General features: G+C 48.3%; 10 protein-coding genes and 1 tRNA gene. 3 read left to right on the top strand and 8 right to left on the bottom strand.

Going from position 1 to position 15,500, the window contains the following annotated elements; translation table 11 throughout:
- The first annotated feature begins 29 nt into the window (after positions 1–29).
- Both NH568_RS01725 and NH568_RS01720 read left to right on the top strand, forming a co-directional pair.
- Positions 30–440: a hypothetical protein gene (locus tag NH568_RS01725; RefSeq protein WP_138552805.1), complete on the top strand. Its 411-nt coding sequence runs from the start codon at positions 30–32 to the stop codon at positions 438–440.
- Between the two features lie 62 nt (positions 441–502).
- A complete protein-coding gene (locus tag NH568_RS01720) occupies positions 503–1,414 on the top strand; it encodes a M14 family metallocarboxypeptidase (RefSeq protein ID WP_253044198.1) in 912 nt (303 codons plus the stop codon).
- A gap of 1 nt (position 1,415) precedes the next feature.
- Here the strand turns inward: NH568_RS01720 and NH568_RS01715 are convergent, their stop codons facing one another.
- Positions 1,416–2,006, bottom strand: coding sequence for a CBS domain-containing protein (locus tag NH568_RS01715; protein ID WP_253044196.1), 591 nt, complete (start codon positions 2,004–2,006; stop codon positions 1,416–1,418).
- Between the two features lie 344 nt (positions 2,007–2,350).
- Here NH568_RS01715 and NH568_RS01710 point away from each other — a divergent pair, with 344 nt between their 5' ends.
- Positions 2,351–3,307, top strand: a complete 957-nt coding sequence (locus tag NH568_RS01710) for an FHA domain-containing protein (protein ID WP_054013993.1) — start codon at positions 2,351–2,353, stop codon at positions 3,305–3,307.
- Positions 3,308–3,324: 17 nt separating this feature from the next.
- Here NH568_RS01710 and NH568_RS01705 read toward each other — a convergent pair whose 3' ends face one another.
- The 7 genes from NH568_RS01705 to nadA all read right to left on the bottom strand — a co-directional run bounded on the left by NH568_RS01705 (position 3,325) and on the right by nadA (position 15,408).
- Positions 3,325–3,846: an Mpo1-like protein gene (locus NH568_RS01705; protein WP_253044194.1), complete on the bottom strand. Its 522-nt coding sequence runs from the start codon at positions 3,844–3,846 to the stop codon at positions 3,325–3,327.
- 234 nt (positions 3,847–4,080) lie between these two features.
- On the bottom strand, positions 4,081–5,997 hold the full coding sequence (recD, locus tag NH568_RS01700) for an exodeoxyribonuclease V subunit alpha (RefSeq protein ID WP_253044192.1): 1,917 nt from the start codon (positions 5,995–5,997) through the stop codon (positions 4,081–4,083).
- Positions 5,997–9,533, bottom strand: coding sequence for an exodeoxyribonuclease V subunit beta (gene recB, locus NH568_RS01695; RefSeq protein ID WP_253044190.1), 3,537 nt, complete (start codon positions 9,531–9,533; stop codon positions 5,997–5,999). Before recB ends, recD begins: the two co-directional genes overlap by 1 nt.
- Positions 9,520–12,819 (bottom strand): exodeoxyribonuclease V subunit gamma, encoded by a 3,300-nt coding sequence (gene recC / locus NH568_RS01690; protein WP_253044188.1) that lies wholly within the window; start codon positions 12,817–12,819, stop codon positions 9,520–9,522. Before recC ends, recB begins: the two co-directional genes overlap by 14 nt.
- 158 nt (positions 12,820–12,977) lie before the next feature.
- Positions 12,978–14,006: a GGDEF domain-containing protein gene (locus NH568_RS01685; protein ID WP_253044186.1), complete on the bottom strand. Its 1,029-nt coding sequence runs from the start codon at positions 14,004–14,006 to the stop codon at positions 12,978–12,980.
- 158 nt (positions 14,007–14,164) lie between these two features.
- Positions 14,165–14,255, bottom strand: a tRNA-Ser gene (locus NH568_RS01680).
- Between the two features lie 109 nt (positions 14,256–14,364).
- A complete protein-coding gene (nadA, locus tag NH568_RS01675) occupies positions 14,365–15,408 on the bottom strand; it encodes a quinolinate synthase NadA (protein ID WP_253044508.1) in 1,044 nt (347 codons plus the stop codon).
- Positions 15,409–15,500: the final 92 nt, after the last annotated feature.

The following is a 15,500-nucleotide window of genomic DNA, read 5'->3' as shown; positions in this document are numbered from 1 at the left end:
TCGGGAATTTGTCATATTAGGAACAAATAATGAATGAACTAAAACTGGAAGTGAACACTACTTTTTACAGCGTCGTCGGCGCTTTCGTTATTGCGCTGCTGGCACTGGCTGGACTTTTCACCGAACTCAACCTGTCTTTTCTGGCTAGCCTGCAAATCACCCTAGCCTGTGTGGTAACCATTGCATTTGCAATCCACTTTTTGATGAGCCTGGCAGGTCATAAACGTGTGACATTGTGCAATCAGGGACTGTCATTTTTTAGCCTGACAGGTCGTCGACATTACGTGCCCGCTGAAAACATTCAGTCTATCGAGTTCGTTAATTACGCGGGTCTGACCATTACTCAGGTCAAAACTCACACTGGTGTCATTAAGCTATTGGCTTTTAGAGTACGTAAAGAACAGCAACAGCGTCTTAAAAATATGGGTTACCTGGCGTAGATAACTTGCTCCGGGTACCTATTCTGATTAGCATGCAAATATCAGTGAAAAAGAGACATGTTATGACAGAACAGTATTCAATCGGACAAGCCGGTAAGCCGTGGGACCAGGAAGAGAAGCAACAATGGTTACTACAGCAAACCAAAAAACGTGATTATTTTGAAGATATTGTGCCCAACGTCACTGCACTTAATACACGCTTTCAGGTTGAGCAGTATGGTGTACTAAAGTATGAAAACCACTATCCTGTGTATGCTCTGAAATCTGCACCATGGTGTGCAGAATTGCCAATTGTGCTCGTAACTGGTGGTGTGCACGGCTACGAAACCAGCGGTGTATTAGGCGCGCTGGCATTTGCTAAAAAGCATGCCCACACCTATCAGGGGAAATTTAATCTTGTTGTGCTACCGTGCATTAGTCCATGGGGCTATGAAACGATTAACCGCTGGAATCCGCTGGCTGTCGACCCCAACCGCTCTTTCCATTCACAGAGTCCGGCTGAAGAGTCCGGGCTCGCGATGGATTATGTAAATGGTTTCCAGGAAAAAATTATCCTTCATATCGACTTACATGAGACTACCGATACCGACAACAGTGAATTCCGCCCGGCACTGGCCGCTCGCGACGGCAAAGTCAACCATAACTGGAATATTCCGGATGGGTTTTATCTGGTTGGGCACAGCCAAAAGCCTGAGGCAGAGTTTCAGCGACACATCATCAACACAGTGAAAAAAGTTACACACATTGCTGAAGCGGATGAAAATAATGCCCTGATTGGCGTCCCTGTAGAACAGTTTGGTGTCATTAATTACGACGCCACCAAGTTAGGACTGTGTATGGGAATGACAAGCGCCCCCTACGTTACAACCACAGAAGTTTACCCAGACAGCCCGAATACAACACCGAAAAACTGTGTTGACGGGCAGGTCGCATCGATTGAGGGCGCAATCAGTTACCTGAACAGCATTATGTAAATCACGCCATTAACTCTCCGTGCTCGTGAATAATCTCGAAAATGTCTCTAAATGAATGGGCTTTTTGAAAAATATTTACGGGCACATGCAAAGCCCGTGCGATATCAGACGAAGAAATCATGCCTCTTAAACCGCCTTTTTCGTCCATTAACAAAACATGTTGCTGGCCAAGCTCCCTGAGCGTCTGTAACACATCACCTATCTTAGCGTTTGCAACGGTCGAAAAGCGCATTGCATGTAAGTCCTGCTTTTTCGTCATGACATCTTCGACGGTTAGATCACTGCGCGCCACTTGTCGTTTTTGTGCAATTGATAACACCCGACGACCCGACAAATCCTTTGAATTGACCACCCCCAGAAACGTATCATCGTGATCCACGACCAGCTTGGACCTTACGTGGCCGTTCAGCATCATATATACCGCATGGTCTATATCAACATCCTTCTGGATCATCTGTGGTTGGCGTCTTGCAAAGTCAGTTATTACCTTAGTTGCAGGGCTCGACAAACTCAGCGCTTCTGCATCATAGTAATCACAAAACTGATAGACCCCTTCTAACTTTAGGGTTTGTAGCGATTTGTACTCACTCATATGTCCTCCGCTGCCGAACTGTGGCCGCACTATAAGGAAAATATGGAACATAGTTGCATTTTACGCAAGGCAACAGCTCACTCGGTGTAATCCTCTGTAATGGCAAGATCACAGCGAACTGTTTACAATGTTAGGGTTCGCAATTGTCTTTGCCCGGACACAAATAATGACCTGATTAGTCAGGCCTTATTATTGTGAATATTTCCTGAAATAACAGTACCCGCTTCGGCGGGTCCTTTTTATAAACTGAAGGTAACTAAGGAAATAGTCCCTTCAACAAGGTAGAATCTCCACCGAAAATCAAACTCGTGTGCGTCACTTATACGGAAAGTTAGGAAAAATTTATGGCTTATTTAATCGATGAACAGAAACTAGAAAAAATTTACCTGAAAAGTTACCACACTTTTGGGCGTTACAAGTTTAATGTAGATACGTTCGTCGATAAGCCCGGTATTTCAAGGCACCATGCAATTATTGAGCACGCCAATGACACTTGGTTAATTCGTGATGTTAGTACGAATGGCATCTGGATAAACGATAAAAAGATCGATAAGAACCTTCCTTATCAGCTCTCGGAGCACGATAAAATAGACTTTGCAGCCCCGGGCCAAAACTCTTATGTTGTAGCTAACTTAAATGCCAATTGTCAGTACCTTGTTTCACAGAGCAACCCAAATCAGGTTATCGAGCTGGAAAATCAGATCTTACTCCCAAATGATGAAGAGGCCAGTCACATTGTCTATTTTGATGCGTTACTCAACTACTGGTTCCTTGAAGATCTCAATACTTCAGATAGACAAGCCCTGATCGATGGCGGTGTTGTTTCGCTGTTTGGCCAGCAGTGGCTTTTCTACTGCGCCAACACATCAACAATGACCAAGCACCTCGACAATCAGCCTGTAGTAAAACCAATCGCCCTTAATTTCAGCGTCAGTCAGGATGAAGAAAAGACCGATTTGACACTAGAGCTGGAGGGTCAGGAAATTGACCTCGGTTGTCGTACACATCATTATCTGATGCTGTTGTTAGCCAGAACACGTATCGATGATAAGCAAAATGGCATGGACACAGAGTCCCAAGGGTGGCTTTACCGAGAAGATCTCGCCAAAGCTCTGGGAGTACAAACCAATCATATGAATATTATGGTACATCGCGCTCGTAAGCAGCTTACCGAAGCCGGCGGTGACAGAGCACCTGAACTAGCTTATGTTCTGGAAACCAACAATGGTAAAATTCGCCTGAATTGTCAGAATATTACCATTGTTAAGGGCTGCCAGTTAGAAACTCGGATTTCTATCTAGTTTCTAGCCATAGTATCTTAAGGCCGGTATGGACCGGCCTCGCTGTTTATACGCTGCTCAAGTGCCCTAAAGCAACCCACCTTATTTAATAACTCCATCATCACAAACAAAGGACCTATCAACAATCCCATCAGGTCATCCGCAAAAGCAGGTTTTTTTCCTTCAAAATAATGCCCGATAAACTGGATAACCCAACCAATGACAAACAGAGCAAGTCCCATCACATAGAACCAGACAACGTCAATGCCCGCCTGAGCCACAACCTCAAATGCATAATTGGCTGCAATCTGACAAACTAACAAAAACCCTATCATCCAGCTACCGAGTGTGGGTGACAGATATAAGTAGTAAATGCTAACAAGTAGAATCAAACAGGCGGACAAGGTTACCTGGGTCTGTTCGAACAGTCCGGACGGTAAAAATGTCATCCAGACGACCGCAAACACAATCAGAGGGACACCGATAAAGTGCGTTGCAATATTACGCTTATCTCTGTGATAAAGCGCGTAGTTGATCAGGTGTTGTTCAAGTGATTTCATCTTTCTTATTCTTTTGAGTAATTACTTTATTTTATAAAGCCGTAATCCGCTGAAAAAGTCAACACTGTCCCAATATTAGACTGCCCATGCCTTACAGATACCAGAAATAAAAATGCCGCCAGGCTGCTGGCGGCATAAATCACTGGGTTATCAACGGTGATGAACACGGTTTGTCATCTCCGTTATTAACTACTGTAGACCAATCAGATAAACAAACAAGATAAAAACATAAATTTAACCCAAACGTAACCTTTCACTCATTCCAGAGTGCCGCCCTGCTTGTGTCTGCATCGATAATTGCAACACCTGAGGCTGACAATTTAATTCCAGATGCCGTTTAGCACGGGTGATACCCGTGTAAACCAGCTGACGATTCACCCCTTTTCCTGCTCGTTGAATTGGCGGCAGGATCAATGCAGTATAGTCAAACTCAGACCCCTGCGACTTATGGATGGTCATAGCATACACCAGCTCAAAACTGGGGAGCCTTGCCGGGTAAAAGTGCCTTACAGCGCTTTGTTCATCGATAAAGGTTGCGTAAAGCTGGCCATCCTCGTCAGGCAGCAAGATCCCAATATCACCATTAAAGAGCTTAAGCTGATAATCATTTTGCGTAATCATAATTGGCATACCCGCATAAAATCGGCTGTACGGTACAATTAATCTGCGCTGCGCGAGCCTTTGCTCAATCCGCTTGTTGAGCTCAGAAACACCGTAAGGACCTTCTCTGACCGCGGCCAGAAGCTGATACTGGCCAAACAGTGTATGGATGTCCGCTGCACCGCGATTATCCTCAATAGCCTTTAGATAGACACTGTATTGATCCGCTGCGCGCTCAAGCAAGGCATTGTATTGCTCAACACCAAGACCATAAAAGCTCAGGTCGCTATACCCGTGACTTATGACCTGCTGCAAATGCTCTGGCTGATTATGATTGACGGCACTCGCCAGCTGGCCAATCCCACTGTCACTTTTAAAGCGGTGGCTTTGCTGTAAAAATGCCGTGGCATTGGCCAGCGCATAACGGCTCGCTTTACCTTTTAATACCTTACTGTCTGCGAAGCATACCCGATTTAAAAACGCCGCCCGGTTGGCCGTGTATGGAGGTTGAGCTCCCAATATCAGATGACCGCACAAGTCGCTCAATATGCTACCTGTATCAACCGAAGCAAGTTGGTCCTTATCTCCCAGTAAGATCAACCTGGCATGAGGTGGCAATGCCTTCACCAACTTGCTCATCAAAGCCAGGTCAACCATAGAAGCTTCATCTACTATCAGCAAATCGAGGTGTAGCAAATTCTGCTCGTGATGAATAAATCGATTGGTATTAGGGATAACGCCAAGCAAACGATGAATAGTTTGGGCCTGCTCGGGGATCAGCGCAGCCAGCTCAGGACCCAGTGCCAGTCGCCCTTTTGCACCGATTATTGATTCGCTGAGCCTTGCAGCAGCTTTGCCCGTAGGCGCCACCAGTTTGATACCCAGCGGCACATCGGCATACAGCGACTGTAAAATCGCCAGCAGCTTGGTCACTGTGGTGGTTTTTCCAGTCCCCGGGCCACCTGTAATCACGCAAAAACCGCTGGATGCAGCCATAGCACAAGCAACCTTTTGCCAGTCAACTCCCTGAGCTTGATTGTCAGGAAAATAATGGTCCAGTAAATCGCTTAACTGCGATTCATTCAGACTGATGGATTGCTGTGCCATCGATTGAAAACGAGTACTAAGATATGCTTCATACTCGGCCAGTCGCCCCAAATACAGCCGGCCTGCGAACAACCTCAGCGGTCTCCCCTCTCCTACGGCTGGGTGTTCACTCAGCATCATCAGTGCAGCCTCAGGGTCATCAAACGGAGTATACGGTAGTGTATTCCCCAACCCAGACGCACCGGAAAACGCGCTTACTTCGTCGGCACTTAGCGCAAAAGGATTCTGCCAGTCTATTTCTGCAAGTAATAAGCACGTATGCTGACTTTGCTCAGCCCGTTGCAGTAATAAAATAAGATAAAATACCGTGTCGAATCGCTCCTGACATAGCAGCTTTGCCAATGCGACATCCGCAGCACGCACGCGCCGGGCATGGATTAACAGAGCGATATAAGCCTGATGGTCCAGATTGTCGGCCGGGAATTCAAACATACTCTGTGACATTATTCTTCTCCCGCCTCGAATAAGGCATCCAGTTGCAACAAAGTGTCTTCATCAAGTTGTGTAAAGAAACATCCGGCGCCATCGGGTAGCGCCCGCAGGAACAGATAATAGACGCCACCCAGATGACGCTGTGGGCTGTAGTCGGCAAGGCGGTGCTTCAACAGCCGGTGTAAAGCAACGGAGTAAATTAAATACTGAAGGTGGTACTGATGAGAATTCATTGCCAGTGCTAGATTATCAGCCTGATAATCGGCCGCGGTATCCCCCAGATAATTTGATTTATAATCGAGAATGAAATATCGCCCCTGCCAGATAAAAATCAAGTCAATAAACCCTTTGAGCATGCCCTGTACTTCATCGAAGCGCAAGTGGCTGGGCGCGCCGGTAATTTGCGCAACCAACTTGTTGAGTCTGGTATAGGACAACCGCTTAAGCGGTAACTGAAACTCCATTTCTACCAGACAATCCGAGACGCTCAGCTGGCTCAGCGTCAGCTCCGGAAGCGGGTTGAGAGGCGTACTCAGACACCCCAGGATCCACTGCTCCACGGTTTCCTGCCATACCGTATCAAGATGATATTTCTCCAGACAAGCCTGGGTTGCTTCGACTAAGGTCAGTTTGTCTGGCCGGGTAGGTGCATGGGGCGCGGTGAAGTCAATTTGCTCAAAGATCTCATGTAAACAACTACCGGCGCGCGCACCTTTAACAAAGGTGTAAGGGGTAAAGCGTTTGATCACGCTCGGCTCGGGCAGGTCAATTTTATGGTTCTCATCCAGAGCCCCCACCGGGCGCTCTGCGCTGGTTTCATGATAACTCAGCTGGCTAAAACTGGTCATTCGCCAGTTTTGTTCAATCGCTACTTCGACAGGCCGACGGTGCAACAACCGTGTTTCCTGGGTGTGCTGCGCCTGATACACACAAGGCGCTATGCGCAACACTTCATACGCCATCCCCTCATGGCGTGAACACAGGTCGCGAAGCTGGTCATGCCATTGAGCTGCCTCTGTGATTTTATCCTTGTCAAACAACACATGCCCCAGAGCACACTGCTGGATCCCAGGCTTTTTACTGCGCCCCAGAGGCAGGTTATACAGGCCCAGGCTGCAAAAATGGATCGCCCGGGTCAGTGCTACATACAGCAGGCGAATATCCTCCGCAAGGCGCTCACGCTCAGCATTGTGCTGTGCGCCATCGTCCGCATCCAGATTGAGTACCAGCTCGCCATTTTCGTGATAGATCACTTCACTGGCCTCACGGTATGCAGTGGCAAATGGCATGTATACCAGGGGATATTCCAGCCCTTTGGAGGCATGCATAGTGACGATCTTGACCAGATCGGCATCGCTTTCGAGGCGCAGCTGGGTGCCTTCATAGCTAGGATTGGCACACTGAGCCTGCAACCAGCGCATTACCCTGTGTGTGCCTTCCAGCTCTATCTGTTTATGTTGTAGCAATTCGGCCAGATGCCGGTAATCCGTCAGCCAGCGCTCAACTTCATAGCCTGCCTTTTGCCATAGCGTAACCAGTTGATTATCGACCAGTAAAGACTCCAGTGTGGCCATTGCGCCTTGCTTATACCACAGCTGTTTAAGCTGGGCAAACTGCATCAGGTAACGCTGCCATTGCCCTTCCTGAGTGCGCAGAGCATAAATTTGCTGCTCATTCAGAGCAAACAAAGGCCCCGCCAGAACCCCACGTAATGCCGCTTCATCATAGCTGCCATGAACAACATGAAGTAATTGCCAGACTGCTTGCGCTACTGGCTGCGAGAACACACTGTCCCGGGCCAGGTAAACACTGCTGACGCCAGCCCTTTGTAACGCCTGTTTTATCACACTGGCTTCAACACGATCCCGAACCAGCACACAAATATCCGCAGCCAGCACCGGGCGCTTGCCAATGCGAGCGCGCCCCTCCTGCGCCTGGGTAAGCAACTGTGCAATTTGCGCCGCAAAGCCCTCGGCAAGCTGTGGATAGGCGCTGGCTTTGCTGGTAACCGGCGCGTCACTATCCTCAAGCACATTGAATTGCAAAGCTGCAGGTTCGTTGCCATCCAGAGTAAAGGTATTGTCGGCGTCTTTACCCGCAGCGTCGACCTCAATAAACGGAATGTCACGGTTAAAAATAAAACTGTCGGCTTGCGCGGTAAAAATGGCATTCACTGCACTGACCACGTGCCGGGCCGAGCGATAATTCTTATCCAAAGTAAACTGGCGGGTTTCATCCACCTGATGTTTTGCACCGATGTAAGTGAAAATATCCGCACCACGAAAACCGTATATGGCCTGCTTGGGGTCGCCTATCATGGTCAGGCCTTGAGCGCCTTCAGTGCCATAGATGCGAGAAAAAATACCAAACTGAATGGGATCTGTGTCCTGGAATTCGTCTATCATCGCAACCGGATAGAGCTGCGCTATTTTCTTGGCAAGCGTCTCACCCTGCGCACCATGTAATGCCTGATGCAAGTTTTGTAGCAGATCGTCTGGCGAGATCAGGCTGTGTTCAAGCTTTGCCTGACCCATCAGCGCGCGCACTTCTTTCAGTGCATGCTGCAACAAAGCAATAGGTAACCCTTTAGAGACATTTTGGTGCAACTGCGCCATCTCATCAAACCAGCCCAGTGCCGGGTGGTCAATCGGCTTACCCGTTTTGGTATAGTTCTTCGGGTCGCTCAGCTGAGCCTCTCCCCATAACGCAAACGAATGCTTGCTGCTACCAAATTCAAAGTACCAGTCGTCACCCATACAATAGTCGATCAACGCCTGGATATTAGCCGGGCGTCCCGGCGCTTTGCTCTTTGAAATTCCACTGTCGCGCAATAACTGGAAAAAATCGGAGTTTAGCAGCTGCTGTTTAAATGCTGCCGCCCGGCGCTGATACTCAGCTCTTTGCTCCAACACGACAGCCAGGTCCAACTCGGGTGCCAAACGGGCATCACCGCGTTTAAGCAAAGGATAAAGGCGCTTTGCCAGTGACTGTGGATGAGAGAAGTGCGACAACACCAGCTCAGTTTTATCCGCATCCAGGGGATAAACAAAGCGTCGCCAGTGATCCTCAACAGCGGCATTAAACAACTCGCTGTCATCGAGGATAAACTCCAGATTAAAGCTCAGGTTAGATTCAAACGCATGTTGTTTAAGCATACGTTGGCAAAAGCCATGAATGGTAAAAATAGCGGCCTCATCCATGGATTTAGCTGCGGCATCGAGCAAGTGATAAGCCGCTTCCTGATCCGCCACTTGCGCCAGTAGCGCACTGATCAGCGCATCGTCACAGCCGCCGCCGAGTAAAGCATCCCGAGCCTGTACTATCCGTTTTCGGACCCTGTCTTTGATCTCCTGAGTCGCGGCGTCTGTAAAGGTAACGACCAGGATCTGCTCAACACTCAACGGGGTAGTCTGACTCTGTGCATCAACAAGCCCCAGCAGGTAGCGTAAATACAGCCCCGTGATGGTATAGGTTTTACCCGTTCCGGCACTGGCCTCAATCAGGTTGTGACCCAACAAAGGCATGGTTTGGGGATCAAGCCGTTTCATAGCGGGACTCCTGTGCAAGGTCGATAAGCGGGGTCAGTAATTCATTGCTCCACTGTGTAAACTCCGCTTCGCAGGCCTGCAATGACGGGAAACTCAGTGCCACATACGGATCTTCAGAGTCACCAAAGCCGATGTACTGGCCTCCCTGGAATTTGTTCAGTGCTTTGCTCATATCCTGGGTTTTACAAAACTCATAACTGGTGGCCGCAAAGAAGGGCACTGCGCGGGTGATAAGCTGGGCATAAAAATCCTGCCACTTAGCTAACTGAACCTGTGCGTCATCACGACTAACTGACGGAAAAACGACTTGTTCATCCAGGCCATAGATGTGTGTTTCAGTGTTGGATGTTACGCAATTGGCTATCAGGTGCATCAGGTAGCCTCGGATCCTGTCTTTGCCTTTAATACTGGCGGTACGATAAAATATTTGCTTGCCCTGATATAAGTCTCCCAGCCAGCCAAGCAGACGCGTTGAGCCAAGTTGCACACACACCTCCACCGGCTCCATTGGCTCACCCATCACGTCTTTCAGACGTCCTGACATAGCCGCGACGCGTCCCTTTAACTTTTGCAGTTCAACCACTCCCACATTGGCCTGTGGTAACTGGGCGCGTTGCAGCAGCTGCGCCTCGGGCAGCGGTGTGTCGCTCAGCTCGCTGTGTAATATTTCGTCCAGATACTGATAACGCGTCAGAGGGTCCAAGGCAAATGGCTCACTGTCGGGCGTATCTTCCTCTAACGTCACTAACCTGACGCCCAGCGTATACTGATAAAACCAGCGTTGTGGTGCCAGACAGGCACGCAAAAAGTCCGGTAACTCGAGCTCGTCTGGCAGATCAAGTGCAATCGCTTGCTCAGTGGATTGCTGTGCCAATTCAGACGGTGGCTCGCTTTGAGATGGGCACCAGTTGGGGTTAAAGCTGTGTAATGGGCCGCTTTGATAATGCTCGCTGCTAAATGGTTGCAAAGGTGCCTGGCGGTATAGCCGCTCACTGGGCTTGAGGGTGTCATCCTGGTAGCAAAAAGCCCGGTCCAGGTATTCACATAACTCGCTCACTAAAATGGATGGCACCTGCGGCTCATTGTTATAACAAGAGCGACCCAGATAACTGATATAAAGTTGCTGACGCGCACTGAGCAACGCCTCCAGAAACAAATAACGGTCGTCCAGCTTACGTGAGCGGTCTCCTTTACGACGCCGCGAATACGGTACCAAGTCAAAGCCAATCGGTTGTACCTGGCGCGGATAATCGGCATCATTCATACCGAGTAAGCAGACAACTTTAAACGGCACGGCCCGCATTGGCATCAAAGTACAAAAGTTTACTGCCCCGGCCAAAAAGCGCTGACCAACCCCTTTGTCTTTGATCCCCTGGCGAACCTGATGTAATACGATCCTGGCATCAACCGGACCGGCAAAGTCGCCATTTATATGGTGTTTTTCCAGCTCGTCGATAACTTTATGCAACTGCATCAGATCCCAGCTCTGTTCGGTGTCCTGATCGTAAAAATCTGCCAGCATGTGTCTGAGCACGTTACACTTCTCGTCCAATGGCGTTGCAGCTAAGAGCTGCTCTCGCGCCTGCTCCAGCGCTTCGATGAAGGCAATTAGCTTGCTCAAAGTGTTCACAGCCATCCCTTCTACCGCATCGGCCGGGTATATCTCATTGTATGCTGTCAGTTCATCTGCACTGGCAATGCCAAGCAGCAGACGTTGAAGCCCGTGCCGCCAGGTATTGAGTGAGATCTCCGGCAACCCGTAATCGCGCTTGTGCAGACCATCTAAGCCCCATTTGACCGCCACCTGCTGAAGCCAGGTCTGGATCTGTACAAACTCACTCTGCTCTACCCCAAAACGCTTGCCAATGGGCTCAACGCCCAACAGATCGAGTATATCGGACACACTGAAACGGCTAAAAGGCAGCCCCGTCAGTGTAACGAAGGAATTTAGCACCGGCTTTTCTTGCTCTATGCTCATATCGGCCAGCGCAAAAGGAATTTTCCTCGCCCCTGATGCACTGCCAAACACCGCTTCAATATAAGGACTGTAGCTGCCCACATCCGGCATCATCACTATGATGTCTTTTGGCGTCAGCGCTGGGTCTTCATGAAAGAGCGTCAGCAGATGATCGTGCAGTAGCTCAACTTCGCGCAAAGGGGTGTGGCAGTCGCATAGCAGTACAGAGCTGTCATCCTCATTGATGGTCAGCTGCCCTTCAGGACTGACATACCAGCTTGGGTCATCGACCAGAGACTCACCTTTAAACGCCAGTTGATATATTTCCTGCTGCAATTGGGCCAACAGGCTGTCATCAAACTGGTCGATAAAACCATCCAGCCAGCGCGCATCGGTTTGCAGCAGCTGCTCAAGATAATCGCGACCTAGCTTCCCCCAGGAGGACAACAAGGGGTTACCGGTATTGTAGTAACTGCCTTCGCCAGCCTGTTTTTGCAACTGAGCATCCAGGGCCGGCTTTACCTGATAGTTAGCCAGGATCTTGGCCTGGGTTTTCTCATCAACCAGGTCGCCCCAGTAGTGTTCACTGGGATTAAAGAAAAACAGCAATACATCGATTTTCTGGGCAAGGGCATTGAATATCTCTAGCTGGTTAGTCGCCATCGCTGAAAGACCAAATATGCTGATCCGCTGGGGCAAGCTGGTGATGTCAGCATCCGCCAGCTTTGCCAGTAATTGCTGATGCATATTGGCCCGGTTATAAGGGCTTTGTCCTAAATTATGAGTATGTTCGACCAGTGCCCGCCACAGGTCCGGCTGCCAGGGCGCAATATCCACATCGACATCTTCCAGCATATCTGTGCCCAGCTCCCACAGCTCCAGCCAGTTTGGCCGGTACATCAGATATTGGTCGTATACATCGGCAATTTTCTCACATAAAGCAAAGCGCTTAAGGTCACTCTGTGGCAGATCACCGCCCTCTTCCAGATATACTCTCAGCGGCTCGTAAAGCGGGTTGCTGAGCTTCTGGGGTAGCAAGGTAAACAGCTTCCAGCTCATGTTGTTCTTATTAAAAGGTGACTCTTTGGGCACATCCGGCAAAAACTGTTGATACAGCTGCCAGATAAAACTGAGTGGCAGTGGAAACTCAACCTGTGCCGCATAGCCGATATCCCGGCTCAAGCCATTTTTAAGCCACTGAGACATGCCCGGTGACTGTACCAAGACAATTTCGTTAGCAAAAGGGTCATCAAGCGGTGCCTGTTTCAACAACGTTGTAAACTGTGCTTGAAGGGCTTCCATTCGATTTGATTGGATTATGTGCAACATAATGATGTCTCGGGCTTTTTAAGCAGATTTCGGACTTAGGACAGTGTAAGAGATTTCACAGGTGAATAGCAACGAGCCAGGACAAGACAGCTATCTGACGGATATGTGGAAATAGAGTCCGGTAACTGAGTACAGTTACCGTCAATTGCTTCTTTTGCTCAGAACAAGTCGATCCCTGAACCTTCGTCGTGGCGCTCAAGCTTATTGGTATTGAGCAGGGTTTCGAAAAATGCGACCTGATCACGGCCGTTTTCTTTTGCGTAATATAATGCTCTGTCTGCATTTTCCAACACATTGATTGGGAAGTCATAGGGGCTGATCCGAGCAAGTCCGGCGCTCACTGTGAGCTTTTTGACAAACGGAAAGTGCGTGCCACGAATAAGTGCTAAGAACTTTTCCAGTTTTGCCTCTATAGACGCTTGGTCTGTCGGCTCAAACACCAATACAAACTCTTCGCCACCAAATCGAAATAACAGATCCGTGGAACGGAAAAACTGCTGCATTTTTTGTGCAACCAGCAATAACACTTCGTCCCCACAAACATGACCGTAGTTATCGTTAACCTGTTTGAAATGGTCAATGTCTATCATCGCAAGCCAGGATGTGGCCCCCTGATGGAAAGTACGGGGATCCTGGTCATCGCGAATATGGCGATTTTGTTTAATAACTTGCTTTTCGAGCAGCTGCTTAAGCTTTTTCTCAAATGTTTGACGATTCAATAAGCCAGTGAGTTTATCCCGCTCATTTTCATGCAATATGGTCAGATAGTTTTCGTAGATACGGACAAAGGCGTTGAGCAGTACCTGTTCGTTACTGTCGAGGCCGCCGGAGTGCACTTCAATCGCACCAACCGGTGTTTCATGGATATTGATAGGCAACCAGCGCTTTTCTATACCATCTGCACTTTGTACCGTAATAATACAGGAAGACTGTAGACAAGAAATCAATTCAGACTGAGGCTGTTCAATGACTTGTCTGTCAAGCCATTCAAACTCTCGCTCGCCGTGCATGGTCAGGCCAATACTGCGCTCAACAGCAAGATCTTCTTGGGTATTGAAGTTTTTATAGACACATAAGTGCTTGCACCCTACCAGCTCCTGAATTGTAGATAGCAGGCTGTATTCAAGTGAATCAATGTCTCTTGTTTTAGTTATTTTAATTACTGAATTGAGTAGCTCTTCTTGCATTCGAAACTCACAGACTCGATTTATGCCGGATATAGTAACGACTTTTCACCAAAGTGTGTACTACCAAGTTTAGCAACAACCAGAGATCACGAAGTCTAATTAAGACGTGGTACAAAGCAAAAAGGCGTCCAACTGGACGCCTTTTCAAAAATAAGGAATGGCGGAGAGAGAGGGAGTCGAACCCTCGATACGCTATAAACGTATACACGAGTTCCAGTCGTGCGCCTTAAGCCACTCAGCCATCTCTCCGCGCTGTAGCACCGCTTGGGTGCGGCGCTAATACTATGAAAAGCGTCGCAATTTAGCAAGTATTTTTTGTAAAAACACAGCTAGATGCTTAGTAACTAAGCAACTTAGCCTATTTTTGTAAGCTTGCAGAAAAATCCAACATACGGTTAAGCGAGCGTAGTGCACCTTCGCGTAACTCCATGTCAACGAAGACTTCTTTTCCGCTAGGGTCAATCAAAGCTTCTTCAATGGCTTTAAGACCATTCATGGCCATCCATGGGCAATGAGCACAGCTTTTACAGGTTGCGCCTTCACCCGCCGTTGGCGCTTCAAAAAATTCTTTTTCAGGGCATAACTGCTGCATTTTGTAAAAGATACCGCGGTCAGTCGCTACGATGAACTTCTGATTAGGCATCTCTTGTGCCGCTCTAATCAACTGACTTGTTGAACCCACAGCATCAGCCAAATCCACAATCTCCGCAGGAGATTCCGGATGAACTAATACGGCAGCGTCCGGATGCAGCGCTTTCATGTCTTTCAGCGCTTTGGTTTTAAACTCATCGTGAACGATACATGCCCCATTCCACATGATCATATCGGCACCGGTTTTCTTTTGAATGTAAGAACCTAAATGCTTATCTGGACCCCAGATGATCTTTTCACCTTCCGAGTCCAAATGCTCGACAATCTCAAGTGCACATGACGAAGTCACAATCCAGTCAGCGCGCGCTTTCACTGCGGTGGATGTATTTGCGTATACAACAACCTTTCGGTCTGGGTGTTGATCACAAAACGCAGAAAACGCATCAATAGGACATCCTACATCCAATGAACAGGTTGCAGCCAAAGTTGGCATAACAACGGTTTTTTCTGGTGTTAAGATCTTGGCGGTTTCACCCATAAAACGTACCCCGGCAACTATGATCATATCAGCATCTTGTTGCTTGGCACCAAAGCGAGCCATTTCCAGCGAATCTGCTACGCATCCACCGGTTTCCTCGGCCAAAGCTTGGATCTCAGGATCAGTGTAATAATGGGCAACCAAGACAGCGTTCTTTTCTTTTAGCAACGCTTTAATTCTGGTTTTATATTCGGCTTGTTCCTGCTTAGTTAAAGGCGCAGGTTTTGGAGGAAAAATATAATCCTCGGGCATAATTTGTTCTGCTAGACTCATTCTCTCGACCACTAGTCCACATTACGGGATATCCGCGAATTATACGAAAAACGGGGCGATAATCCTAGTTTAAGTCGGAGTTTTGAAGGAAT

Source organism: Pseudoalteromonas sp. XMcav2-N (assembly GCF_024124545.1).
Lineage (GTDB): Bacteria > Pseudomonadota > Gammaproteobacteria > Enterobacterales > Alteromonadaceae > Pseudoalteromonas.
Note: the sequence above shows the minus strand (reverse complement) of the source record. Positions and strands in the feature narration are given on the sequence as shown.